Genomic DNA, 25,186 nt, shown 5'->3' on the forward strand with positions numbered 1-25,186 from the left:
GTTCCGGGCAGCCGCGCCCCGTCGCCTGCCTCATGGTCTGATCCGCTATTCAGGCCGAACCGCGTGGATGGCCGGAACAAGTCCGGCCAAGACAACAGAGATACGGCCTTGTCATGTGCTCCGCCCTCCTGGTGTCTTTGGTTCCTTGGTGCTTTGTCCGTCTTGTCCGTGTCCCCGCGCGGTGGGCCGAGTTAAGCCGGACAGCCATGCCCCATGACCGGGATCAAGGCTTTCCCGTCCGATTCCGCCAAGCATTCCCGCACTGCGCCGGTCGTCATTGACACCGGCCGGCGGGCGGTGCTGTTGTTTGCCGCGAGAAAGCTCGAGGAAGACATGATGGCGTGGATCAAGGCGGCATTGACGGCGGCGCTGCTGCTGCTGACCGGAGCGGCGGCCGAGGCGGCGGAAGCGGGAGCCTCGGACTGGGCGATCAGCGAATCCGGCAAGGTTCGCCTGATCTCCGCCGCCACCGGCACCGGCGAGGCCGGGCAACTGCGCCTGGGCCTGCAGTTCAAGCTGGAGACCGGCTGGAAGATCTACTGGCGCACCCCCGGCGACGCCGGCTACCCGCCCAAGTTGGACTGGAGCGGCTCGGCCAATCTGGAAAACCCGCAGCCCCATTGGCCGGCCCCCCACCGCTTCGTACTGGCCGGGCTGCAGAACTACGGCTATGTGGGCGAGGTGATCCTGCCGCTGGACGCCAGGGCCGGCGATGCCTCGCGCCCGGTGGCGGCCCGGCTGACGGTGGATTTCCTGGCCTGCGCCCAGATTTGCGTGCCGCAGAAGGTGGAACTGAGCCTCAACCTGTCGCCCGGCCCGGCCGAGCCTTCGGCCTTCGCCCACGATATCGGCCGCTTCACCGCCCTGGTACCCGGCGACGGGCGCCGCCACGGCCTGAGCCTGGACTCCGCCGAGGCCCTGGGCGGCGGCGACGCTTCGGTGCTCAGGCTCGGCGTATCGTCGGTGGAGCCCTTCACCGATCCCGATGCCTTCGTCGAGGCCGAGGACGTGGCCGCCTTCGGCCAGCCCAAAATCACCCTGTCGGCCGACCGGCGCAAGGCGGTGTTCGAGCTTCCGGTACCCGCCGGTTCGCTGTTGAAGCCCCTGGCCGGCGCCCCCCTGACCGTCACCGTCACCGATGGGCTGCGCGCCGTCGAGGTGGCGGCCACGCCGGTCGCCGGCACCGCCGCCCCCATGGCGGCGGGCGGCGCGGCCCCCGGCTTGGCCGGCATGCTGCTGGTGGCGCTGCTGGGCGGGCTGATCCTCAACCTGATGCCCTGCGTGCTGCCGGTTCTGTCCATCAAGGTGCTGGGGGTGCTGGGCCATGGCGGCGGCGAGCGCGCCCATGTGCGGGCCAGCTTCATCGCCTCGGGAATCGGCATCGTCGCCTCTTTCCTGGCCCTCGCCGCCCTGGCCATCGGGCTGAAACAGGCCGGAGCGGCGGTGGGTTGGGGCATCCAGTTCCAGCAGCCGGGCTTCCTGGCCCTGATGGTGGTGCTGCTGGCCCTGTTCGCCGCCAATCTGTGGGGCATGTTCGAAATCCCCATGCCCACCTTCCTGTTCAGCCGGAATGGCGGCAACGCCCATCACACCGTGCTGGGCCACTTCCTGTCGGGCGCCTTCGCCACCCTGCTGGCCACGCCGTGCTCGGCGCCCTTTCTCGGCACCGCCATCGGCTTCGCCCTGGCACGCGGTCCGGGCGAGATCGTCATGATCTTCACCGCCCTGGGACTGGGCATGGCGGCCCCCTATCTGGCGGTGGCGGTGTGGCCCGACGCGGCACTGAAGCTGCCCAAGCCGGGCCGCTGGATGGTCGGCGTGCGCAAGGTGCTGGGCCTCGCCCTGGCCGGTACCGGAGCATGGCTGCTGACCGTGCTGATGGTGCAGGCCGGGATGCTGGCCGCCCTGGTCACCGGCGGCGCCATGGTGGGCGCGGTCGCCGTCCTCGGCCTGCGGCACCGGTTGCCGGTGGCGGCCCGTCCGGCGGTGACCGCCTGCGTGGTGGCCCTGGCCGGGCTGGCCCTGGCCGCCCCCTTCCACGGCACCGCCAACGGCGACAGCACCGGCGAGACCGGCGGCGCGGTGGCGTGGAGCCGTTTCGACTCCCAGACCCTGGCCCGTCTGGTATCGGACGGCAAGGTGGTGTTCGTGGACGTCACCGCCGACTGGTGCATCACCTGCAAGGTCAACAAGGCGGCGGTGGTCGAGCGGGGCGAGGTGGCGCGGCGTCTGGCGTCACCCGGCGTGGTCAGCCTACGCGCCGACTGGACCAAACCCGACGAGAGCATCTCGCGCTATCTGGCATCGTTCGGACGCTACGGCATTCCCTTCAACGCCGTCTACGGCCCCAGCGCCCCCGACGGCATCGCCCTGCCGGAACTGCTGAGCGAGGCCGACGTACTGGCGGCACTGGACAAGGCCCGGTAGCCCGGCTCCCTAAACCGCCCGGATTTCCCCCAGGAAGCCGTCGATGGTGGATTTGAGGCGCACCGCCTCGCTGCCCATGTCCCGCGAGGCGCCCAGCACCTCGTCGGCGGCGGCGCCGGTGCGGCCGGCGGCGTCCTGAACCCCGCCCACATTGGCCGAAACCTCGGCGGTGCCGGCGGCGGCCTGTTCGACGCTGCGGGCGATCTCCTGGGTGGCGGCGCTCTGCTCCTCCACCGCGCTGGCGATGCCGGCGGTGATTTCGCCCACCTCGCGGATGATGCCGACGATGTCGGAGATGGCCTGAACCACCTTCTCGGTCTGCTGCTGCACGGAAGTGATCTGCTGGCCGATCTCGCCGGTGGCCCTGGCCGTCTGGTTGGCGAGGTTCTTCACCTCGCCCGCCACCACGGCGAAGCCCTTGCCCGCCTCGCCCGCCCTGGCCGCCTCGATGGTGGCGTTGAGCGCCAGCAGGTTGGTCTGGGCGGCGATGTCATTGATCAGCACCACCACCTCGCCGATCTTGCCGACCATGGTGGCGAGGCCGGTGACGGCGCCCTGGGCCTCGCCGGCCTCGGCCACCGCGTTGCCGGAAATCTCGGCGGAACGGTGAACCTGACGGCCGATCTCCTGGATGGAGGACGTCAGTTCCTCGGCGGCGGCGGCCACCGTCTGGACGTTGGCGGAAGCCAGTTCGGTAGCGCCGGCCACCACGGTGGCGCGGTTGTTGGTGTCGCTGGCCGCCGTGCTCATGGAGGCGGCGGTGCCCTGCAGCCGCTGGGCGGCGGAGGAAACCGCCTCGACCATGCGCTCGGCCGAGCCCTGGAAGCGGTTGACCAGCGTCTCGATGGCCTGACCGCGCAATTGGCGCTGACGGGCCTCGGCCAGTTGCTTTTCGGCCAGATCATGGCCGCGCATCATGGCGTCCTTGAAGATCTGCACCGAGCGGGCCATGGCCCCCATCTCGTCGCCCCGCCCGGTTCCCCCGACGCTCACCGCGAAGTCATCGGCGGCGAGGCGATCCATGGTGCCGACCAGCGAACCGATGGCCGCGGTCATCTGGCGCGCCACGGTCCAGGCCACGGCCAGGGCGATCACCAGGGCGGCGATGACGCCCAGGATGGTGGTGACCAGCACGCCCTTGGCGTCGCCGCTGACCTGGGCCGCCAGGGACTGCACATCGGCGGCCATGCGGTCCTCGACCGTCTTCAGCAGGTTGATGCGCGCGGTGGTGGCGGCGAACCAAGCGGGACCGGTAACGTCGCCGACATTGCCGGCGGCGACGCTCTCCAGGCCCACCTTGCGCATCCGCTCCACCGTGCGGCTGACCTCGTCGTCCAGGGTGGCGCGGAAGAACTCCACCTGGGCCGGGGCGGCATTTTCCTGGAACTCGCCCAGGAACAACTGCTGCTCGGCGACGATGGACACGAAGCGGCGATAGACGTCGGGGTCGAACTTGCCGGCGGCGAAGGCGCCGGCGGCGGTCGCCCGCTCCTGCCCGGCCTTCTCCTTGCCTTCCATCAGCTTGAGATAGGCGCTGATCATCCGCCCCACCCTTACGTCGCTGGACAGCAGGGCGATCTGGTTGACCATGTCCAACTGGAAGCGGACGGTCTCGGTGAAATTGCCCAGGGAGGTCCGGGCGTCGATGGCCAGGGAATCGATGGCGCCGCGCGTGGCGATCAGCGCGTCCAGACGCCTGGACGCCTTTTCCACCTTGGGCGGGAAACTGATCGCCAGGGCAGACGTGTCGATGCCGGCCAGGGAACGGAGCAGCTTTTCCCGGGCCGCATCGGTCAGCTTGCGCTGGGCCTGGAGTTCGGGGCCGAATTTCTCGCCCTTGCTGCCGATATAGACCGCCGAGGCGCCGCGCTCCTTCTGCACCTCGTGCACCAGGGCGCTGATGTCGGCGGTCAGGGGGGCGATTCCGGCCAGGGTGGAGGTTTCCGCCACCACCCGCGCCTTATCGCTGATGACATATCCCGCCAGCCCGACAATCAGGACGAGCGGGAAGAGAAACGACAGGCCGATCTTGGCCGAAATCCTGATGTCGGTCAGCCGAATCATTGGGACGCCTCCGCATTGCAGCTCTACGGATAAGGCCCCCCGAACCCTGTCCTGACTTCCCGGAACCATACAAAAGTAATGCGTTCCGGCAGGCTCAATGTTGTATCCATCGAGCGGGTTTTCAAGTCAGAAATTGTATTGATTGAAAATTACAGCCCTGTCTGGCGCGCTCAGGCCAGGCGCTCGCCTTCCGCGAGTGGACGGAAGACGCCGGGCGGCAGCTTGGTCGCCTTGTCGCAGATGGCCTTGTCGATCTGCGCCTGGGTCAGGTTTTCCACCCGGGACAGATCGGCGTCCCGCAGATCGGCGCCCATCATGATGGCTCCCTTGAAATCGGCCCCGGCGGTACGGGCGCCGCTTAAGGAGGCGCCCGACAGATCAGTGCCGCGCAGCACGGCGCCTTCCAGATTGCTGAGGTTGAGCTTGGCGTGGCGGAGCGCCGCCACCCCCAGATTGGCTCCGCCCAGATTGGCCGCCGACAGGGTGGCGTAGCGGAAATCGGAACCGTCGAGGCGGGCCTCGGCCAGACAGGAATCCGACAGATCCACCTCGCGGAAGGTGGCATTGGCGAGAATGGCCCCGGCCAGATCGACTCCGGCCAGATCCATGCCGGTGAAGGTGGCGCGCTTGCCTTCCGCCCCCTTGGTCTGCAGCCATTTGCCGTGCTCGGCCACCACGGCGGAAACGTCGAGGGCCGCCACGTCGCGGCCCTTGCGTGCCGCATGCCCGGTCTGGGCCATGGCCTCTTCCCAGTCCTTGCGGCGCTTGGCCGCCCGGCGTTTGGCCGCCTCGGCGTCGGGATCGGGACGCAGGCCCGCCACCTCGATGGGGCCGTCGGACACCTTGCGGACGGGAGCCAGATCGTCGTCGGACAGCCTGCCCCCGGAAATCCGCCGGGCCGGAGCGTCGTCGGACGCGGAGGCGAAACCGGCACCGTTGCCGCCCGCCGCCGGACGGCACGGGGCCGGGGCCGGCGCCGGGGCTGGTGCGGCAGCGGGAGCGGCCTTGACGACGGGATTGGGAGCCGGGGTAGGCGTGGAAGGGGGAGCGGGCGGCGCTCCCGTCAGGGCGGCGGCCGGCCCACCGCGAGACGGGCGGGGATCGGACAGCGAGGCGGCGACGCCGGTCCGCGCTTCCAGCCGCGCCATCAGGGCGGCCACCTCGGGAATGCCCCTGGCCGGGGCGGCGCAGGCCCCGGCGGGCCGCTCGCCTGCCTCGCCGCCGCCGATCTCCGGCAGGGGATCGGCTTCCTTGATGAAATTGCGCTTGGGCGGAGCGGTCAGGCTGGCGGGCGGCGCCATGCGCTGGGGATTGGCCAGGGTCTCGCCCACCCGGTGGCCCAGTTCATGGCCGGAGATGGGCTTGGGCACCACGCCCTCGATGCCCAGGGTCTTGGCCCGGTCGAGCACGTCCTTGAGGGTCGAGGGAGCCACCGCCAGCACCGGCAGGGCCTCGTTGGGGTTGCCGGGCGGCTGGCGGACGGCTTCGAGCACCCGCAATCCCTGGTCGGATTTGGCGGCGAAGTCGATGAGCAGGATATCGAATCCCTGGGCCAGCAGCCGGCCAAGATCGCCGGGCTGGTCGAAGGACGCCACTTCGCGCACGTTCAGCTTGCGAAAGGTCTGGCGGGCGAGGAACCGGAACTGATCGTCCAGGCCGAACACCAGCACCCTGACCTTCTTCCAGTCGGTGCCCTGAACCGACTGTGTCACCGTCGGATGCCGCATCTATGTATAAGCCCTCATCTCTCCCGCCCGGCTACAATAGTCATAGGCCCGGACGGGAGCAATCGTCGAAGAGTGGCGTTATCTGATGGGCTTGCGTCAGTGGCGGACCGGTTTCCAGCCGGGATGATCGAAATGTGCCTGATAGCGGTCCAGCGCCTTGACCGCCGCGACCACCCCCTTGGTCCGGTCGCCGCCCTTGCCCTTCATGGCGTCGGTGGCGGCGAAGAGGTCGGCCAGCACGAAGTGCAGTTGGGCGTCGACGGCCTCGGGCAGCTTGCACTGCTCGGCGATGCCGTCGATGTGGCGGGTGACGGAGGTCGCCAGGGCGTCGAAATCCACCGCCTTGTAGCGCTTGTCGTGCACCGGCCCCAGGGCGGCGCGCACATCGTCGGCGATGGCCGCCATTCCCTGGCGGAGCGGAGCGTCGGTCTGCCACTTGCGGCCATGGTCGAGGGTGAGCCCGTTGGCCGCCGGAGCCGCCGCCTCGTGGGAATGGGAGTGGTCGGACGGGGCGGCCATCGCCGGAACGGCGGCCAGGGCGGCGAAGAGAGCGGCGGCGGCAACGGTACGGAACATGGGGCGTTTCTCCGGAGTTGATGGCGACGCCGACCCTAGGCGCGGAAACATGAACCGGACATGAACCTTTTCTTCTCTCCCTTCCGAGGTTGCGGCCGGAACATCAAGCCCTCATCTTGAGGAGATGAAACGACGCGATCCCTCCTCGTGGGACAAGGCGCGCGGCCAGGGGCCCGCCGCCGACTGGACCACATTGCGCACCCTGTTCCCCTATCTCTGGCCACCGGGCGAGCCCGAACTGCGTCTGCGGGTGGTCGTCGCCATGATCCTGCTGGTGGCGGCCAAGGGCGTGGGCGTCGGCATACCACTGCTCTACAAGCGGGCGGTGGATACCCTCTCCATATCGCCGGTGCTGGTGCCGCTGGCCCTGCTGGTGGCCTATGGCGCCGCCCGCGTCATGGCCGGCAGCTTCGCCGAACTGCGCGACATCGTCTTCGTCAAGGTGGCGCAGCGCGCCATCCGCAAGGTCGGGCTGGGGGTGTTCACCCACCTGCACCGCTTAGGGCTGCGCTTCCATCTCGACCGCCAGACCGGCGGCGTGTCCAGGGCCATCGAGCGCGGCACCAAGGGCATCGAGTTCCTGTTGAACTTCATGCTGTTCAACATCTTGCCGACGCTGCTGGAGATCGGGCTGGTCACCGCCATCCTGTGGGGCCTGTACGACGGGGTATTCGCGCTGATCACCGCCGTGACCATCGCCGTGTACATCGCCTTCACCTTAGGCGTCACCGAGTGGCGGACCAAGTTCCGCCGCGCCATGAACGAGACGGATTCCGAAGCCTCGACCAAGGCCATCGACTCCCTCCTGAATTTCGAGACGGTGAAGTACTTCTGCAACGAGGCGCACGAGGCCGGGCGCTACGACAAGGCGCTGTCCCGCTACGAGCATGCCGCCACCAAGAGCAAGGTGACGCTGTCCATGCTCAACATGGGCCAGGGCGCCGTCATCGCCATCGGGCTGACCCTGGTGATGATCCGCGCCGCCCAAGGGGTCGCCGACGGCACCATGACGCTGGGCGATTTCGTGCTGGTCAATTCCTACCTGGTCCAGCTGTACCTGCCGCTCAACTTCCTGGGCTTCGTCTACCGCGAGATCAAGCAGTCGCTGACCGACATGGAATCCATGTTCCGCCTGCTGCGCGAGAATGCCGAGATCGAGGATTCGCCCGGCGCCCGCCCGCTGGCCCTGTCCGGCGGCGAGGTCCGCTTCGAGGGCGTCTTCTTCGGCTACAATCCCGACCGCCAGATCCTGGGCGGAGTCGACTTCACGGTGCCGGCCGGCCGAACGCTGGCCATCGTCGGGCCTTCGGGGGCGGGCAAGAGCACCATCTCCCGCCTGCTGTTCCGCTTCTACGACGTCAACGAGGGCCGCATCGCCATCGACGGCGTCGATATCCGCGAGGTGACGCAGGGCTCCTTGCGCGCCGCCATCGGCATCGTTCCCCAGGACACCGTGCTGTTCAACGACACCATCCGCTACAACATCGCCTATGGCCGCCCCGGCGCCGCCCAGGACGAGATCGAGGAGGCCGCCCGTCTGGCCCGCATCCACGACTTCGTGCAAAGCCTGCCCCAGGGCTACGACACCCGCGTCGGCGAACGCGGGCTGAAGCTGTCGGGCGGCGAGAAGCAGCGCGTCGCCATCGCGCGGACCATCCTCAAGGCTCCGTCCATCCTGATCTTCGACGAAGCCACCAGCGCGCTCGACACCCAGACGGAAAAGGAAATCCAGGAATCCCTGCGCGAGGTCTCCAGGAACCGCACCACCCTGATCGTCGCCCACCGCCTGTCCACCGTGGTCGACGCCGACGAGATCGTGGTGCTGGACGGCGGCCGCATCGTCGAGCGCGGCCGCCATGCCCGATTGCTGGAAGCGGGCGGCAGCTACGCCGCCATGTGGCGCCGCCAGCAGGAGGCCCAGACCCTGCAGCAGCGCCTCGCCACCGAATTGGTGGGGGCGGAATAGCCTTCCGTACTGCCCGTACGTTGCCGCCGCCTTGGAAACGTGACAGACTTCCTAAGTTCCCAGCTTAGGAGAGGAGGGCCCGATGTTCCCCAGTTTCGATCCCAAGATGTTCGAGGCCTTCACCGCCGATCCGGCGTCCTTCCTGGGCAAGGTGGCCGAGTTCCAGCGCGCCAATTTCGAGGCGGCCCGCGAGATCACCGAGAACAACGCCAAGGCGTTCCAGCAATTGGCCGCCATCCGCGACCCGCAGCAATTCGTCTCCGCCCAGCCCGCCATCCTGCAGGCGGTGGTCAGCCGCAACATGGAGATCATGACCCAGCTGTGGCAGACCCTGGGCAGCGAGATGGCTCCCGCCGCCCCCAAGGGCAAGGGCAAGAAGTAGAAACCGTCGTCAGGCGAACCCTGCCGGTCAGGCCGGCAGGGTGAAGCTGAAGGCCGATCCCTCGCCCGGCACCGAGTCGACCCAAATCCGGCCGCCGTGCCGCTCGACGATGCGCTTGCAGATGGCCAGGCCGATGCCGGTGCCCTCGAAGCGGTCCCGTGTATGGAGCCGCTGAAAGATGCGGAAGATGCGCTCGGAATAGTCCGGCGCGATGCCGATGGCGTTGTCGGCCACCGAAACCACCCACTGCCCCCGCTCCTGGCGGGCCGAGACACGGACCACCAGGGGCCGCGACGGATCGCGATACTTGACGGCATTGCCGATCAGGTTCTGCAGCAACTGCACCATCTCGCCCCGGACGGCCGGAATGGCGGGCAACGGCTCGGGGCGCTCCACCCGGGCGCCGCACTCGCCCATGGCGGGCGACAGGTTGGCGATGACGCCGTCCACCACCTCGTCCAGGGAAACCGGCTCCAGCGCCTCCTCCATACGGCCGACCCGCGAGAATTCCAGCAGGTCCAGCACCAGCCGGTCCATGCGCTGGGCGCCTTCCTTGGCGTAGGCGACGTATTCGGCCCCCTCGGCGCCGATCACCGGGCCGAAGCGCCGCTCCAGCAGCCCCATATAGGCGCTGACCATGCGCAACGGCTCGCGCAGGTCATGGGACGCGATGAAGGCGAACTGCTCGAGGTCGGCGTTGGAACGGGCCAGTTCCTCGGTCTTGGCGATCAGCGCCCGCTCCGCCGCCTGGGTTTCGGTGATGTCCTCGACGATGGACCAGATATAGCCCTCGCCATCGCCGCCGGAAATCAGCACCCCGGAGAGACGAACCGGAATCCACCGGCCGTCCTTGTGGATGTATTCCTTCTCGTAGGGGCCGTAACGCCCGACCGTTTCCAGGCTGTCCAGGTGGCTGGTCTCGTTCTCGGCGTAGCGGACCGGAGTCAGATCCCAATAGCTGAGCGAGCGCAGTTCCTCGAGGCTGTAGCCGACGATGCCGCAAAAAGCGGGATTGGCTTCGAGAAAAGCCCCATCCAGGGTGTTCCGCGCCATGCCCAGCGGCGACATCTCGAACATGGCGCGCAGCTTCTCCTCGCTGGCGCGCAGTTCCGCCTCCATCAGGCGGCGATCGATGACGTCCTCGAGCAAATCGCGCTCCGCCCGACGCCGGCGCCCCACTTCGTCGCGCATGCGGCCGATCACCGCCACCAGCACCGCCAGCTCGGCCGGCGCCACCACCAGGGGAGCGAAGAAGGCCCCCGCCCAGACCACCGGCGGCACATGGCCGATCATGGCGAAGCTCACCGCGGCGGCGACCAGTTCCGCCACCACCACGGCGAACAGGGTACCGCCGATGAACAGGACATTCAGCGGCAGCGGCAACAGCAGGCGCACCACCGCGTCCCGGAAGGCATTGCCCTCCCGCCCGGCCGCGTCCTCCACCCTGCCCATCACCGTCACACCGATCACCTAGAAACGAATTGTAGCGAATTATGTCTATTCGTAGAGTATGGTCAGGCCAAACACGTATCAACCCAAAAGTCTGGGCTTATCCCTTTGCGCTATGGGATTATCCCCGCGACGCGCCATGCTTGCTCCGCCGTTCCGGCATCGCTAGTGTATCCCACTTTTGCATTTCGCCTTCGAAGAGGCTGTCCCTTGAAGTATGTGAGCACCCGCGGCGCCGCGCCGGTTCTTGATTTCGACGACGTCCTGCTGGCCGGTCTGGCCCGCGATGGCGGCCTGTATCTGCCGGAAAGCTGGCCGGTCTTCTCGGCCGCCGAGATCAGGGCCATGCGGGGCCTGTCCTATGCCGAACTGGCGGTGCGCGTCATGCGCCCCTTCGTCGAGGGCTGCCTGACCGAGGCCGAACTGACCCGCCTGTGCGCCGAGTCCTATGCCTCCTTCACCCATCCGGCGGTGGCGCCCCTGAAGCAACTGGGCCACAACCAGTGGGTCATGGAGCTGTTCCACGGCCCGACCCTGGCCTTCAAGGACTACGCCCTGCAACTGGTCGGCCGCCTGTTCGACCATGTGCTGAAGAAGAGGGGGCAAAAGGTCACCATCGTCGGGGCCACCTCGGGCGACACCGGCTCGGCGGCCATCGAGGCCTGCCGCGACCGCGCGGCGGTGGATATCGTCATCCTGCACCCCCATGGCCGGGTCTCCGAGGTTCAGCGCCGCCAGATGACCACCGTACTGTCGTCCAACGTGCGCAACGTGGCAGTGGATGGCACCTTCGACGACTGCCAGGACCTGGTGAAGGCGCTGTTCAACGACGCGGCCTTCAGGGACGAGATGAACCTGTCGGCGGTGAACTCCATCAACTGGGCCCGCGTCATGGCTCAGATCGTCTATTACTTCGCCGCCGGGGTGGCGCTGGGCGCCCCCGACGTGCCCATGAGCTTCTCGGTGCCCACCGGCAATTTCGGCAACGTCTTCGCCGGCTATGCCGCCCGGCTGATGGGCCTGCCGGTGGAAAAGCTGATCGTCGGCTCCAACACCAACGACATCCTGACCCGTTTCTTCGAGGGCGGCGTCATGAAGACCGACGGCGTGGTCCCCACCTTGTCGCCCAGCATGGACATCCAGGTCTCGTCCAACTTCGAGCGGCTGATGTTCCTGGGCCTGGGCGGCGACGGCGCCGCCGTGGCCAAGCTGATGGAAGACTTCCGCAAGAACGGCGCCATGGTCATGCCCCAGGGGGCATGGACCGCCATGCGCGAAGTGTTCGAGGCCTACCGCTTCGACGACGAGGCGACGCTGGCCGCCATGCGTTCGCTCAAGCGCTCCACCGGCGAGACTCTCGACCCCCATTCGGTGATCGGCGTCGCCGCCGCCCTGAAGGGCCACGCCGCCAAGGATTGCACCATGGTGGCCCTGGCCACCGCCCATCCGGCCAAATTCCCCGACGCGGTGGAGAAGGCCACCGGCCTGCGTCCCGGTCTGCCGCCCCACATGGCCGATCTGTTCCAGCGGACCGAACGCCTGGACCGCCTGGGCAACGATGCCGAAGCTCTGAAGACCTATGTCCGCACCTTCGCGGGGCGGGCATCCGCATGAGCGAGATCCGCGAGACCCGGTTGCCGTCGGGGCTGAAGATCGTCACCGATCCCATGGACACGGTGGAGACGGCCTCGCTGGGCGTCTGGGTCGACGCCGGCACAAGGCACGAGCCGGCCGAGATCAACGGTGTTTCCCACCTCCTCGAGCACATGGCCTTCAAGGGGACGGCACGGCGCTCGGCCCTCGACATCGCCGAGGAGATGGACGCGGTGGGCGGCCACCTCAACGCCTACACGGCGCGCGACCATACCGCCTATTACGCCAAGGTGCTGAAAGAGGACACCGGGCTGGCGCTGGACATCATCGCCGACATCTTGCAGCACTCGACGCTCGAGGCCGAGGAACTGGCCCGCGAACAGGCGGTGGTGGTCCAGGAGATCAATCAGGCCATCGACACCCCCGACGACATCATCTTCGACCACTTCCAGTCGACCGCCTATCCCGACCAGCCCCTGGGCCGCCCGGTGCTGGGCAGCGAGGAACTGGTGCGCTCCATGAGCCGCGATCAGGTGATGGGCTATCTGCGCGGCAATTACTCGGCGCCGCGCATGGTGCTGTCGGCCTCGGGCCGCATCGACCACGACCATCTGGTGGCCAGCGCCCAGGCGGCCTTCTCGCAATTGCCGCCCCATCATGCGGCGGTGACCGATCAGGCCCGCTACGTCGGCGGCGATTACCGCGAGGAACGCGACCTGGAGCAGGTCCACGTGGTGGTGGGCTTCGACGGCGTCGCCTATGACGACCCGGATTATTACTCGGCCTCGGTGCTGTCGACCCTGTTGGGCGGCGGCATGTCGAGCCGCCTGTTCCAGGAAGTGCGCGAGAAGCGCGGACTGGTCTATTCCATCTATTCCTTCGCCTCGTCCTACAACGACGGCGGCCTGTTCGGCGTCTATGCCGGCACCGGCGAGGACGAGGTGGCGGAACTGATCCCCGTCATGTGCGACGAGATCGTCAAGGTATGCGGCGGCGTCAACGATGCCGAGGTGCAGCGCGCCCGCGCCCAGCTCAAGGCCTCGATCCTGATGAGCCTGGAAAGCACCACGTCGCGCTGCGAGCAATTGGCCCGTCAGGTGGTGGTCTATGGCCGTCCCATCCCGGTGGCCGAGGTGGTCGAGAAGGTGGAGGCCATCACCGCCGAGGACTGCGCCCGCGTGGCCCGCCGCCTGTTCGCCGGAGCGCCCACCTTCGCCGCCATCGGTCCCCTGGGCAAGGTGGAAGGCTTCGAGCGGGTGGCCGAACGCCTGAGGCCCTGATGCGCCACAGCCGCGCCGCCCTCCTCGCACGCTCCTTGCTGCTGGGTCCCGCCGGGGCCCTGGCCCTGCTGCTGGCCCCGGCCGCCGCCACGGCGCTGCCGGTGACCACCGGCGTATCCAATCCCACCATCGTGGTGGCGGTGATCGCCACCCTGTCGGGACCGGGCGCCATGGCCGGCCAGGACAGCGTCGACGGCTTCACCACCGCCATGCGCCACCTGGGCGGCCGCTTCGCCAACCAGGAAGTGCGCGTCGTCGTCCAGGACGACAAGGGCTCGCCCGATACCGCCCTGGCGGTGGCGCGCAGGCTGCTGGAGCGCGAGAAGGTGGACTTCGTGGTGACGGCGGTGACGCTGCCCTCCATGTCGGCCATGGTCAAGACGCTGACCGAATCCCGCGCCTTCATCCTCAACCTGGACGCCGCGCCGGCCAGTCTGGCCGGCGCCGGCTGCTCGCCCTGGTTCTTCCAGGTGGCGACGCCGGTGCAGGCGGTGCACGAGGCCATCGCCGCCTATCTGGCCGCCGAGAAGATGCGCCGCATCATGGTCATCGGCACCGACGCCCCCGCCACCGATCAGGCGGTGGGGACCATCCGCCGCGCCTGGCCGGGCGAAGTGGTCGAGGTGTTGCGCCCCCGCCACGGCACCACCCGTTTCACCGAGGAAATCGCCGCCATGCGCCAGGCGGCGCCCGACGCGGTGGTCAATCTGCTGACCGGCGGCATGGGCGGCGCCTTCGCCCGCGAATACGCCGCCGCCGGAATGAAGGCCGACATTCCCATGATCGGCGTGTGGCAGGGCTGGGAACGCCCCATGCTGCCCGCCATGACCGATGCCGGCATGGAGGTGCTCAACGTCGCGCCGTGGAGCCCCGACCTCGATACGCCGCTGAACAAGCGCCTGATCACCGATTTCGAACTGGAATTCGGCCGCCCGGTGACCGGCTGGGTGGCCCACGGCTACGACACGGCCCAGATGCTGGACGCCGCCCTGCGCGCCACCGGCGGCCGCACCGGCGACCGCGACGCGGTGCGCTCCGCGCTCCGGCGGGCCGAGTTCCCCTCGGTACGCGGCGCCTTTCGCTTCGACACCAACCACTTCCCCTCGGTGAACGTCTATCTGCGCCGCACCACCCGCGACGCCAAGGGCCGCCCCACCGAGGAATTGCGCTCCACCCTGATCAAGGACTGGCACAGCCGCGATGCCGGGCTATGCCCCATGCGCTGGACCGAGGACCCCGCTCCCGCCCACCCGCCGGGCGCCAATCCGCCCAAGCCGGGGACGCCTCCCGGCGGCGCCCCACCGGGAACCCAGCCCAAGCCGAAGCCGCCGGTTCCGGCTGGGCAGGCACGGCCAACCCAGTAGACAGCGCCCCCCAACCGCCGTCATCACCGGGCCTGTCCCGGTGATCCACGCGGTTCCGCGGGAATGCCTCTTGAAACGATGAGAGTGGTGGCGCCACGTGGATGCCCGGATCACGTCCGGGCATGACGGGTATTAGGGCACCAAGCCTCAGCGGTGCTTTTCCACCAACTTGATCATGGTATCCAGCGTGATGGAGGCAAAGGTGGCGCGCGCCGTGTCCTCGATTTCCATCAACACCTGGCACAGGCCCTTGCCCTCGGCGGTGTCGTCGCCGTCTTCCCGTTCGCCGTGGCGGATGGGGTCGATGGTCTCGAACAACTGGATGATGTCCAGCAAGGTGGTGCGTCGCCGATTGCCGGAAAAGCGATAGCCGCCGCCGGCGCCGCGCACCGCCTCGACCAGTCCGACACGGCCCAGGGAGCGCAGCACCTTGGCCAGGTGGTTGGTGCTGATGCCGTACTTCTCGGCGATCTCGTTGGCTGACAGTTGGCGGTCATGGCCCGAGGCCAGCTCCAGGATGGCGAACAGGGCGCAGCGCGTGGCTTTCTGGAGCTTCATCAGAGATCCTTCTCGAACTGGATGAAGGGGCCGGCCATCATGCCCTGGCTGCGGAAGAAGCTCATGATCAGGGTATCGTCGCGCGCCAGCATGGTGCGCACCTTGGTGACGCCCGCCTTGCGCAGGCGGTCGTTCAGCGCCTCGAGCAGCGTATGGCCGACGCCACCCTGCCGGATGTTGTTGCGCACACCCACGGCAAAAATCCAGCCACAAGGCGGCGAACCGAATTCCCAGGCACGCACTTCACCGATGATGAATCCAAGAACGGTATCACCATCGCAGGCCACCAAGAAAAATCGGTACCGTTTTACGGATTTAGGCTGAGTGTCATCATCCACATCAGTCGAGCGGTTATTGTAACGCTCGAACAAATCTTCCCAATACTCGGCCTTGGACAGACCAGTATTCTCCGTATCAATGGCAATCACTTGCGGAATGTCTGTCGCCTTTGCGAGGCGGACGATAGGTTTTCTTTCGGACTGCCTAGCCTGTGGATTTGCCATATAGACCGCCTTCAGTACTGGTAATACCGTTCTACTGCAGCATATGGATGATTACAACGCCATTTCTAACCATCCACCTTAAAGCCGTGTCATATCGTCCTTTCAGCCATGACCCTGCCGAAGACGTAGCGGTCACGTGGCGGGTTGGCGAATGTCCTCTCGGGGTGTAGGCTTTTTGAGCCTTATCAAAGCAAGGCGACCACGAAAAAGGGTGGGGAGGTCATCAATGCCCGGTGTCAATTCCAACGGCGTCGATGAAGGCGCCGTGATCGAGGCCGTGCTGGCCCGGCACGGTTCCGACCCAACCCGCCTGATGCAGATTCTGCGCGAGATTCAGGAACAGACCGAATGGCTGTCGCCGGACATCCTGACCAGGGTGGCCGAGGGCACCAAGCTGCCGCGCGGCCGGGTCGAGGGAGTGGCCGGCTTCTACCACTTCTTCCATACCGAGCCCCTGGGCCGCTATCGCGTGCTGTGGAGCGACAACATCACCGACCGCATGGCCGGCAACGCCGACCTGATGGCCCGCATGTGCAAGAAGCTGTGGCTGAAGCCCGGCCGGGTGTCCGAGGACGGGCTGGTCAGCGTCGATACCACCTCATGCACCGGTCTCGGCGACCAGGGCCCGGCCCTGCTGGTCAATTACCGCCCCGTCACCCGCATGACGCCCGAGCGGGTGGACCAGATCGTCGAGCTGATCCGCCACAAGACGCCGCTGGCCGAGTGGCCGGCCGAATTCTTCAGGGTCGAGGACAACATCCGGCGCAAGGACGCTCTGCTGGGCGCCGATTTCGCCCCCGGCGATGCGCTGAAGGCGCTGAAAAGCCCGCAGCAGGTGCTGGACGCCATCAAGGATTCGGGCCTGCGCGGACGCGGCGGCGCCGGCTTCTCGACCGGGCAGAAATGGGAATTCTGCCGTGCCGCCGTGGGTACCGGCCCCCATCCCGCCCATTACGTGGTCTGCAACGCCGACGAGGGCGAGCCCGGCACCTTCAAGGACCGCGTCCTGCTGTCCTCCTATGCCGACATGGTGTTCGAGGGCATGACCGTGTCGGGCTACGTCATCGGGGCGAGGAAGGGCCTGGTCTACCTGCGCGGCGAGTACCGCTACCTGCTGGAGCCCCTGAATGCGGTGCTGGAGAAGCGCCGGGCCGCCAAGCTGCTGGGCAAGTCCATCCTGGGCCACACCGGTTTCGACTTCGATATCGAAATCCATCTGGGGGCCGGCGCCTATGTGTGCGGCGAGGAAACCGCCCTGCTGGAAAGCCTGGAGGGCAAGCGCGGCGTGCCCAGGAAGCGTCCGCCCTTCCCGGTGACCTCGGGCTATCTCGGCCAGCCCACCGCCGTCAACAACGTAGAAACCCTGGCCTCGGCGGCGCTGATCGCCGCCAAGGGGGCCGAGTGGTACAAATCCATCGGCACGCCCAAATCGGCGGGCACCAAGATCCTGTCCATCTCGGGCGATTGCGAGCGGCCCGGCATCTACGAATACCCCTACGGCGTCAAGGTCGCCCAGGTGCTGGCCGATTGCGGCGCGCACGACACTCAGGCCTGCCAGATCGCCGGAGCCTCGGGCCTGTGCGTGGCGCCCAACGAGTTCGGCCGGCGCATCGCCTTCGAGGACATCCCCACCGGCGGTTCGTTCATGGTATTCGACAACACGCGGGACATGTTCCAGGTGGCGCGCAATTTCGCCCACTTCTTCGTCCATGAAAGCTGCGGCTTCTGCACGCCCTGCCGGGTGGGCACCACGCTCTTGGCCAACGCCATGGACAAGATCGACGAGGGCCATGGCGGCGAGTACGACATCAACGACATCTGGCGGGTCATCCGCACGCTCAAGACCGCCAGCCATTGCGGCCTGGGCCAGACGGCGGGCAACTGCGTCGCCGACACCTTGCAGAAGTTCCGCCCCAGCTACGAGCTGCGGCTCAACGTGCGCGACTTCGAGCCGGCCTTCGACCTCGACAAGGCGCTTTCGAAGATGCGCGAGGTGACCGGGCGCGACGATCCCGGCGCCCACTTCCATATCGCCCACAGAAAGTCCAAGGCCGGCATCGGCACCAAGGCGGGAGATCCGGCATGAGCGATCCCAAGACCTTCTTCCTCGATGAAGAGGAAATCCCCTTCGAGGAAGGCCAGACCATCATCCAGGCGGCCTTGAGCGCGGGCAAATTCATCCCGCATCTGTGCTACCACCCGGAGTTCAAGCCCCACGGCTCGTGCAAGCTGTGCACGGTCCGCATCGATTCCCGTACGGTGACCACCGAGGACGGCCAGAGCGTCAAGATTCCCGGCCGCGCCGCCGCATCCTGCACCACCCCGGCCCAGGCCGGGCAGCATGTGGAGAGCGAGGTGCCGGAAATCCTCGACCTGCGCCGCACCCTGGTGCAGATGCTCCTGGTCGAGGGCAACCATTACTGTCCCAGCTGCGAGAAGAGCGGCAAGTGCATGCTGCAGGGCCTCGCCTACGACCTGGGCGTCATGGACCCGCACTTTCCGCAATACTTCTCCAAGCGCGAAGTCGATGCCAGCCATCCCGACATCCTGCTGGACTTCAACCGCTGTATCCTGTGCGAGCTGTGCGTCAGGGCCAGCGCCGAGGTGGACAAGAAGAACGTCTTCGCCCTGTCGGGACGCGGCAACACCAAGCACCTGATCTGCAACTCGGAAAGCGGCAAGCTGGGCGACACCAACATGGCCGCCACCGACAAGGCCGCCGACGTCTGCCCGGTGGGCGTCATCCTGCACAAGCGCCACGGTTTCGAGGTACCCTACGGCCAGCGCCGCTTCGACATCGCCCCCATCAGCGACAACCCGGTGCAGTACGCCCCGGTGAAGGAGCAGGTGTGATGAACGCCCCCCTCCCCAAGCGCAAGCTCAAGGTCGCCACCACTTCGCTGGCCGGCTGCTTCGGTTGCCACATGTCGTTCCTCGACATCGACGAGCGCATCCTCGATCTGGTGGAACTGGTGGAGTTCGACCGCTCGCCCATCACCGACATCAAGCATTGCAGCCCCGATTGCGACATCGGCATCATCGAGGGTGGCGTGTGCAACGCCGAGAACGTGCATGTGCTCCATGAGTTCAGGAAGAACTGCAAGATCCTGATCGCCATGGGGGCCTGCGCCATCAACGGCGGCCTGCCGGCCCAGCGCAACAGCCTGGATATCCGCGACATCCTGGCCGCCGTCTATGCCCAGCCGGGGCGCGGCGTGCACATCCCCAACGACCCGGAGATTCCGCTGCTGCTGAACGAGGTCCACCCCCTGCACGAGGTGGTGCGCATCGATTACTTCCTGCCCGGCTGCCCGCCATCCGGCGACGCCATCTGGAAGTTTCTCACCGATCTCTTGGCCGGCCGCACGCCCACCCTGGGCCACGGCCTGATCCATTACGACTGAAGGAACGCCCGCAATGAGGCACCAATTCGAACTGGAAACCGCCAAGAACCCCGAGGCGCTGAAACGCATCGTCATCGAGCCCGTGTCGCGGGTCGAGGGCCACGGCAAGGTCACCATCCTGCTGGACGACGACAATCAGGTGCATCAGGTCCGCCTGCACATCGTCGAATTCCGGGGCTTCGAGAAGTTCATCGAGGGCCGTCCCTATTGGGAAGTGCCGGTCCTGGTCCAGCGCCTGTGCGGCATCTGCCCGGTGTCGCACCATCTGGCGGCATCCAAGGCCATGGACATGATCGTCAACGGCGGCGTGCTGACGCCCACCGCCGAGAAGATCCGGCGCCTGATGCATTACGGCCAGATGCTGCAGAGCCACGCGCTGCACTTCTTCCATCTGTCGTCGCCCGACCTGCTGTTCGGCTTCGATTCCGACGTGGCCAAGCGCAACATCGTCGGCGTGGCCGCCGCCAATCCGGACGTGGCCAAGATGGGCGTGCTGCTGCGTAAGTTCGGCCAGGAGGTGATCCGCGTCACCTCGGGGAAAAGGGTGCACGGCACCGGTTCCATTCCCGGCGGCGTCAACAAGTCCCTGAGCCAGGAGGAGCGCGACTACCTCCTGAAGGACGCCGACCAGATGATCGTCTGGAGCCGCGACGCGGTCCGCATCATCAAGCAGCTTCACCTCTCCAATCCGGCCCTCTACGACGTGTTCGGCAACGTCCCCACCACCATGATGAGTCTGGTGGACGACAAGGGGGCGCTGGACTTCTATCACGGGGCGCTGCGGGCTCGGGACAGGGACGGCGAGGTGATCTTCGACCAGGTCAGCTACCAGGGCTACAACACCTTGCTGACCGAGGGCGTCAAGCCGTGGAGCTATATGAAGTTCCCCTACATCACCACGCTGGGCGAGGAGAAGGGCTGGTACAAGGTCGGCCCGCTGGCCCGCGTGCAGAACTGCGACCGCATCCCCACGCCCCAGGCGGAGGAAGAGCGCCTGGAACTGATCGCCCACGGCAACGGTAAGCCCATGCACGGCTCGCTGGGCTTCCACTGGGCGCGCATGATCGAGATGCTGTGCGCCGCCGAGACCATCAAGGACCTGCTGCTCGACCCCGACATCATGGGCGCCGAGATGATGGCTTTGGGCCCGCGCCGCGAGGAAGGCATCGGTGTCATCGAGGCGCCGCGCGGCACGCTTTTCCACCACTACCGCGTCAACGAGGACGACGTGGTGACCTATGCCAACCTGATCGTGTCGACCACTAACAACAACACCGCCATGAACGTGGCGGTCAGGGACGTGGCCAAGAACTACCTCCAGGGGCACGAGATCACCGAGGGGCTGCTCAACCACATCGAGGTGGCGATCCGCTGCTTCGACCCCTGCCTGTCCTGCGCCACCCACGCGCTGGGCAAGATGCCGCTGGAAGTCACGCTGGTGGATGCGAGCGGTGCCGAGATCGACCGTATGACCAAGGATACCGAGGGGCGGGTGAGCAAGGGGGCAGCGTGACCGCCCCCACCCTGATCTTCGGCTGGGGCAATCCGTCGCGGGGCGACGACGCCCTGGGTCCCGCTCTGCTGGATGCGATCGAGGCACTGCGCGACGCCCATCCCCGCTGGGGCAAGGTCGACCTGCTGACCGACTTCCAACTGCAGGTGGAGCACGCCCTGGATCTGGAGGGGCGCGAAAGGGTGCTGTTCGTCGATGCCTCGGCCGCGCCCGGCGACGCGCCGTTCCGCGCCGAGATCATCGCGCCGGCCAAGGATTCCTCATTCACCAGCCATGCCCTGTCGCCCCAGGGCGTCATGCATGTCTATGCCGAGATCAAGGGAAGCGCCCCGCCGCCCTGCACCCTGCTGGCCATCGCCGGCGAGGCATTCGAGTTGGGCGAGCCCCTGAGCCCGGCGGCCAAGGACCATCTCGACGCGGCCCTGGCCTGGACGCGGGACTGGCTGCTTGACCGTCCCGCCTGAAAGGGTTGGGAAATCCGTTCCCTGCATGGCGGCCCGGTCCATAGAGCGCGGGTTCGCCGGCCGGTGTGGGGCTATTCTTGCGACACTCGCGAACAGGGGTATTCCATCATGTCCGACACCGACCTGATTTCCCGCCTGCAGGGCTTTCCCGCCCCCACCTGCCGCTGCGGCGAGGGAGGGCACGAGCGCAATTGCCTGGCCGGCCTGCTGGCCGAGGCGGTGGCCGAGATCGCAAGCCTCCGGGCCGAGAATTCCCGGCTGTCCTCCATGACGGTGGCCGGCGCGCCGGGCCGCGGCGGCGACCGTCAGGTCTGGGTGCGGCTGATGTGCTATTACGGCTCGGACGGCGTGTGGAACAGCGATGACGAGACCGCCGATCCGGCCCCGGTGCTGCTGTCCCCCGGCCTCAAATCCGAGATCGTGGCGTGGAAGCATTCCCTGGACCGGATCGAGGCGGTGACCCCCGCGGTGACCGAGGCCTTCCAGACCCGGGCGCTGAACATCGCCCGGCGCATCAAGGAAGAGATGCCCGGCTGGCGCGTCGTCTACATCGACCGCACCAAGTCGGGCGCCGACATCCGCAACAAGGACTACTTCGAGCACGAAGTGACGCTGTGACGCCTCCGGCCGGCCATTGCGGGCGGGATGCCCGCATTCCCCGTTGAAGGTCGAACTCCGCTCGGACGCGCCGCCCAAGCCCGCTTATGGCGCGGCCTGCAACGGCTGCGGCCTGTGCTGCGCCGTGGCGACCTGTCCCCTGGGAATCATCTTGTTCCGCCGCCTGGAAGGCCCCTGCCCCGCGTCGCAATGGCGCGACGGGCGCTATGTCTGCGGCGCGCTGGCCGAACCCGGCCGTTTCGCGCCCCTCCTCCCCCGGCGCTGGGCATCGCGGCTGGTGGCGCGCTGGATCGCCGCCGGCAAGGGCTGCGACTGCCGCAGCGAGGTGGAGGATACGCCTCAGGCCTCGTAGAACTTCGACCAGCTGCAGGCCGGGCACGAGCCGATGGAGCCGGCTTCCGACTGCAGGGAATAGCGCAGCCGGCTGCCGCAGGACGGGCAGGAGGTCGGACGGACCGGCGGCTTTCCGGCGGGAGCCGGCGGTGCCCGGCGCAACAGCGCCTTGATGCGGGCCAGCAGCTCACGGCGATCGCACGGCTTGCTCAGAAACTCGTCGGCGCCGATTTCCAGGCCATACAGCTTGTGCTCCATGGCGGTATGGCTGGTCAGCAGGATGATGCCCAGCGCCGAACGCTGCCGCAGGCGCTGGACCAGGGTATAGCCGTCCTCGCCCGGCATCTCCACGTCGAGGACCACCAGATCGGCGGGGCCGGCGGCCAGCGCCGCCCACATCTCCTCCCCTCCGCCGCAGGAGGTGACATGGTACCCCTGGGCGGTGAGGAGAGAGTCGAGAATGGCGCGGACGGTGGGGTCATCGTCCACCACCAGAATATGAACAGACCTCATGACCGCTCAGAAAACCCCCGTCTGGATCATCGGGCTTTAATCGTCGTCGCGACGGTTCTTCTTGCCGCGGCCGGGATTATCCTCGGCCCCGCGTCCATCGCGGCGGTGCTCGTAGGAATTGCCCGGCCCATCGCGGCGGTCGCGGTCGCGATAGTCGCGGTCCCGGCGATCACGGTCATCGCGGCGGTCACGATCGCGCATATCGCGGTCACGGCGGTCGCGGTCACGGTCGCGTACGTCCCGATCACGATCATCACGGCGGTCGCGGTCACGTACGTCCCGATCACGATCATCACGACGGTCACGGTCGCGTACATCGCGGTCACGGTCATCACGGCGGTCACGATCGCGCACATCGCGGTCACGGTCGCTGCCGCTGCGAGGCGCGGTCTTGTCGATGGTATCGCGGGCGGCCTGTCCGGCGGCATCGGTGGCGGCGTCCTTGAGGACGCTGCCCAGCCCGCCGCTATCGGCGGCCGAAACCTGACCGGCGGCCACACCCAGCATCAGGGGAACAAGCAGAAACCAGGCTTTCATGGACGCCTCCATTCGGTTGCTATGCCCAAAGCCTATGGCAAATCAACCCGTAGGTATAGGAGCTAATCCACAGATGCCACGTCGCCCCGCGCGATGGTCAGGGCCTTGATCAGGGCATGGACCCGCATGCCCGGCACCAGGTTGAGCTGCGCCTGGGCCAGGGCGGTGATCTGCACCCACAGACGGGTGGCGCCACAGGCCAGGATCACATCCACCATGAAGGCATCGGCCGCCGCCACCGAGACGACGCTGGCCGGCAGCACGTTGCGGATGCTGACCCGCTCGGGCGCCTCGATGGCCACCGCCACGTCGCGGGCATGGATGCGGATGCGAACCCGGGCCCCCACCGGCAGGTCCGAACGGCTGACGATCAGGGTGCCTCCGTCGAAGGCCAGCCGGCTGACCCCATAGGCGGCATCATGGCTGGCGATGACGGCGGAGATCACGGCGCCCGCCTCGTAGCGGCCGGTCAGCGGCCTGAGGCCCGGGTCACCCATCAGGGTCTCCAGCGGCCCCGAGGCGGCGACCGTGCCGTCATCCATCAGCACCAGGGTATCGGCCAGCCGCAGGACCTCGTCCATGGAATGGCTGACATAGAGGATGGGAATGTTGAAGCGCCGCGCCAGTTGGGCGATGAAGGGCAGCAGTTCGGCCTTGCGCGCCGGGTCCAGCGCCGCCAGCGGCTCGTCCATCAGCAGGATGCGGGGACTGGCCAGCAGGGCGCGGCCGATGGCCGCCCGCTGCTTCTCGCCGCCCGACAGCTTGGCTGGGCGCCGGTCCAGCAGATGCTCGATGCCCAGCAGTTCGACAACCTTGTCGAAGGACTGGGTCCGCTCCGCCGCCGGCAGCAATCGCTGGCCGAATTCCAGGTTGCCGCGCACCGACAGGTGGGGAAACAGCCGGTGTTCCTGGAAGACATAGCCCAGGCGCCGGGCCTCGGGCGGCAGGTCGATGCCGGCCCGCCGGTCGAACAGTACGCGGCCGTCGACGCTGATCACGCCGTCATCGGGACGGGACAGCCCGGCCACCATGTTGATCACCGAGGTCTTGCCCGAGCCGGAGCGGCCATACAGCGCCGTCACCCCCGGCCCGGCCGACAGCCGGACGTCGAGGTTGAAATCGCCCTGGCGGCGACGGACATCCAGTTCGAGCACGCTTCCCCTACCCCTTCAGCCGGGCCTGGACGCGGCGCGCCAGGAATTCCGAGGCCAGCAGGGCGGCGAAGGCCACCACCACCGAGATGATGCACAGCCGCAGCGCCGCCTCGTCGCCGCCGGGCACCTGGGTCAGGGCATAAAGGGCGATGGGCAGCGTCCTGGTCTCGCCGGGAATATTGGACACGAAGGTGATGGTCGCTCCGAACTCGGACAGCGACCGGGCAAAGGCCAGGATCACCCCGGTCAGCACGCCGGGCAGCATCAGGGGCAAAGTCACCGACCAGAAGGTGCGAAAGGGGCCGGAGCCCAGGGTGCGGGCCGCCTGCTCCAGGCCACGGTCGACGCCTTCCAGGGCCAGACGGATGGCGCGGACCATCAGGGGAAAGGCGATCACCGCCGAGGCCACCGCCGCGCCCTTCCAGGTGAAGGCCAGGGTGATGCCCAGCCAGTCATGGAGCCAGCCGCCCACCACGCCGCGTCGTCCCAGCAGCACCAGCAGGCCGTAGCCGACCACCACGGGGGGCAGCACCAGCGGCAGATGGATGATGCCGTCCACCAGGACCTTGCCGGGAAAATCCCGGCGGGCCAGCAGCCAGGCGCAGCCCAATCCAAACGGCAGCGACGCCGCCACCGCCCAGAACGACACCAGCAGAGACAGGCGCAGAGCCTCGATCTCGAGCGGTGTCAGGGTGAACATGGGTTTCTCCGTCCAAGGGCAAAGGGAAACGTCATCCTTCGCGGCGCTCAGGATGACATTT

General features: G+C 67.5%; 23 protein-coding genes. 13 read left to right on the forward strand and 10 right to left on the reverse strand.

The genetic code is table 11. The features are described from left to right. Positions 1-213 precede the first annotated feature (213 nt). Entirely contained in the window at positions 214-2,427 is a 2,214-nt protein-coding gene (locus CP958_RS06765; RefSeq protein WP_096701209.1) for a protein-disulfide reductase DsbD domain-containing protein, read from the forward strand. Between the two features lie 9 nt (positions 2,428-2,436). Here the strand turns inward: CP958_RS06765 and CP958_RS06770 are convergent, their stop codons facing one another. From CP958_RS06770 to CP958_RS06780, 3 genes are all read right to left on the reverse strand, one after another. Next, a complete protein-coding gene (locus CP958_RS06770) occupies positions 2,437-4,491 on the reverse strand; it encodes a nitrate- and nitrite sensing domain-containing protein (protein WP_096701210.1) in 2,055 nt (684 codons plus the stop codon). A gap of 170 nt (positions 4,492-4,661) precedes the next feature. Continuing rightward, positions 4,662-6,203 carry a pentapeptide repeat-containing protein gene (locus CP958_RS06775; RefSeq protein ID WP_242442782.1) on the reverse strand — a complete coding sequence of 514 codons (1,542 nt, stop codon included), beginning with the start codon at positions 6,201-6,203 and terminating at the stop codon, positions 4,662-4,664. Positions 6,204-6,314: 111 nt separating this feature from the next. Next, positions 6,315-6,794, reverse strand: coding sequence for a hypothetical protein (locus CP958_RS06780; RefSeq protein ID WP_096701212.1), 480 nt, complete (start codon positions 6,792-6,794; stop codon positions 6,315-6,317). 124 nt (positions 6,795-6,918) lie between these two features. Here CP958_RS06780 and CP958_RS06785 point away from each other — a divergent pair, with 124 nt between their 5' ends. Further along, entirely contained in the window at positions 6,919-8,760 is a 1,842-nt protein-coding gene (locus tag CP958_RS06785; RefSeq protein WP_096701213.1) for an ABC transporter ATP-binding protein/permease, read from the forward strand. 82 nt (positions 8,761-8,842) lie between these two features. Then, on the forward strand, positions 8,843-9,142 hold the full coding sequence (locus CP958_RS06790) for a phasin family protein (protein ID WP_096701214.1): 300 nt from the start codon (positions 8,843-8,845) through the stop codon (positions 9,140-9,142). 27 nt (positions 9,143-9,169) lie between these two features. Here CP958_RS06790 and CP958_RS06795 read toward each other — a convergent pair whose 3' ends face one another. After that, positions 9,170-10,612, reverse strand: coding sequence for an ATP-binding protein (locus CP958_RS06795; RefSeq protein WP_242442783.1), 1,443 nt, complete (start codon positions 10,610-10,612; stop codon positions 9,170-9,172). A gap of 189 nt (positions 10,613-10,801) precedes the next feature. Here CP958_RS06795 and thrC point away from each other — a divergent pair, with 189 nt between their 5' ends. Genes thrC through CP958_RS06810 form a run of 3 tightly spaced genes read left to right on the forward strand, consistent with a single transcriptional unit; the run spans position 10,802 to position 14,828 of the window. Further along, complete coding sequence (gene thrC / locus CP958_RS06800) at positions 10,802-12,205, forward strand: threonine synthase (protein ID WP_096701215.1); 1,404 nt, start codon at positions 10,802-10,804, stop codon at positions 12,203-12,205. Beyond that, positions 12,202-13,464: a pitrilysin family protein gene (locus CP958_RS06805; RefSeq protein WP_096701216.1), complete on the forward strand. Its 1,263-nt coding sequence runs from the start codon at positions 12,202-12,204 to the stop codon at positions 13,462-13,464. Before thrC ends, CP958_RS06805 begins: the two co-directional genes overlap by 4 nt. Continuing rightward, positions 13,464-14,828, forward strand: coding sequence for an ABC transporter substrate-binding protein (locus CP958_RS06810; RefSeq protein WP_096701217.1), 1,365 nt, complete (start codon positions 13,464-13,466; stop codon positions 14,826-14,828). Before CP958_RS06805 ends, CP958_RS06810 begins: the two co-directional genes overlap by 1 nt. 147 nt (positions 14,829-14,975) lie before the next feature. On the opposite strand, the gene CP958_RS06815 is transcribed toward CP958_RS06810, so the two are convergent. Together CP958_RS06815 and CP958_RS06820 are read right to left on the reverse strand one after the other, a co-directional pair. After that, the gene (locus tag CP958_RS06815) at positions 14,976-15,386 is read right to left on the reverse strand and encodes an Rrf2 family transcriptional regulator (RefSeq protein WP_096701218.1); all 411 of its coding nucleotides are present in this window, start codon (positions 15,384-15,386) and stop codon (positions 14,976-14,978) included. Then, the gene (locus CP958_RS06820) at positions 15,386-15,889 is read right to left on the reverse strand and encodes a GNAT family N-acetyltransferase (RefSeq protein ID WP_096701219.1); all 504 of its coding nucleotides are present in this window, start codon (positions 15,887-15,889) and stop codon (positions 15,386-15,388) included. Before CP958_RS06820 ends, CP958_RS06815 begins: the two co-directional genes overlap by 1 nt. Before the next feature lie 226 nt (positions 15,890-16,115). Here CP958_RS06820 and CP958_RS06825 point away from each other — a divergent pair, with 226 nt between their 5' ends. The 7 genes from CP958_RS06825 to CP958_RS06855 all read left to right on the forward strand — a co-directional run bounded on the left by CP958_RS06825 (position 16,116) and on the right by CP958_RS06855 (position 22,240). Beyond that, positions 16,116-17,975 carry an NAD(P)H-dependent oxidoreductase subunit E gene (locus tag CP958_RS06825; protein WP_096701220.1) on the forward strand — a complete coding sequence of 620 codons (1,860 nt, stop codon included), beginning with the start codon at positions 16,116-16,118 and terminating at the stop codon, positions 17,973-17,975. Further along, positions 17,972-18,742 (forward strand): 2Fe-2S iron-sulfur cluster-binding protein, encoded by a 771-nt coding sequence (locus tag CP958_RS06830; protein ID WP_096701221.1) that lies wholly within the window; start codon positions 17,972-17,974, stop codon positions 18,740-18,742. The genes CP958_RS06825 and CP958_RS06830 overlap by 4 nt, the downstream gene beginning before the upstream one ends. Further along, positions 18,742-19,293, forward strand: a complete 552-nt coding sequence (locus CP958_RS06835; RefSeq protein WP_008616908.1) for an NAD-reducing hydrogenase moiety large subunit — start codon at positions 18,742-18,744, stop codon at positions 19,291-19,293. The genes CP958_RS06830 and CP958_RS06835 overlap by 1 nt, the downstream gene beginning before the upstream one ends. A gap of 13 nt (positions 19,294-19,306) precedes the next feature. Further along, positions 19,307-20,806, forward strand: a complete 1,500-nt coding sequence (locus CP958_RS06840) for a Ni/Fe hydrogenase subunit alpha (RefSeq protein ID WP_096701222.1) — start codon at positions 19,307-19,309, stop codon at positions 20,804-20,806. Further along, positions 20,803-21,270, forward strand: a complete 468-nt coding sequence (locus CP958_RS06845; protein ID WP_096701223.1) for a hydrogenase maturation protease — start codon at positions 20,803-20,805, stop codon at positions 21,268-21,270. Before CP958_RS06840 ends, CP958_RS06845 begins: the two co-directional genes overlap by 4 nt. A gap of 108 nt (positions 21,271-21,378) precedes the next feature. Next, the gene (locus CP958_RS06850; RefSeq protein WP_096701224.1) at positions 21,379-21,888 is read left to right on the forward strand and encodes a hypothetical protein; all 510 of its coding nucleotides are present in this window, start codon (positions 21,379-21,381) and stop codon (positions 21,886-21,888) included. Positions 21,889-21,931: 43 nt separating this feature from the next. Then, positions 21,932-22,240, forward strand: coding sequence for a hypothetical protein (locus tag CP958_RS06855; protein ID WP_096701225.1), 309 nt, complete (start codon positions 21,932-21,934; stop codon positions 22,238-22,240). Here the strand turns inward: CP958_RS06855 and CP958_RS06860 are convergent. From CP958_RS06860 to modB, 4 genes are all read right to left on the reverse strand, one after another. Continuing rightward, positions 22,228-22,734 carry a response regulator transcription factor gene (locus tag CP958_RS06860; protein WP_096701226.1) on the reverse strand — a complete coding sequence of 169 codons (507 nt, stop codon included), beginning with the start codon at positions 22,732-22,734 and terminating at the stop codon, positions 22,228-22,230. The two genes, CP958_RS06855 and CP958_RS06860, sit on opposite strands and share 13 nt — an antisense overlap. Positions 22,735-22,770: 36 nt before the next feature. Further along, positions 22,771-23,271, reverse strand: a complete 501-nt coding sequence (locus CP958_RS06865) for a Prostatic spermine-binding protein precursor (RefSeq protein WP_096701259.1) — start codon at positions 23,269-23,271, stop codon at positions 22,771-22,773. 62 nt (positions 23,272-23,333) lie between these two features. Then, a complete protein-coding gene (gene modC / locus CP958_RS06870) occupies positions 23,334-24,425 on the reverse strand; it encodes a molybdenum ABC transporter ATP-binding protein (RefSeq protein ID WP_096701227.1) in 1,092 nt (363 codons plus the stop codon). A 7-nt stretch (positions 24,426-24,432) separates the two neighbouring features. Beyond that, positions 24,433-25,125: a molybdate ABC transporter permease subunit gene (modB, locus tag CP958_RS06875; protein WP_096701228.1), complete on the reverse strand. Its 693-nt coding sequence runs from the start codon at positions 25,123-25,125 to the stop codon at positions 24,433-24,435. Positions 25,126-25,186: the final 61 nt, after the last annotated feature.

This window comes from Magnetospirillum sp. 15-1, assembly GCF_900184795.1.
Lineage (GTDB): Bacteria > Pseudomonadota > Alphaproteobacteria > Rhodospirillales > Magnetospirillaceae > Phaeospirillum.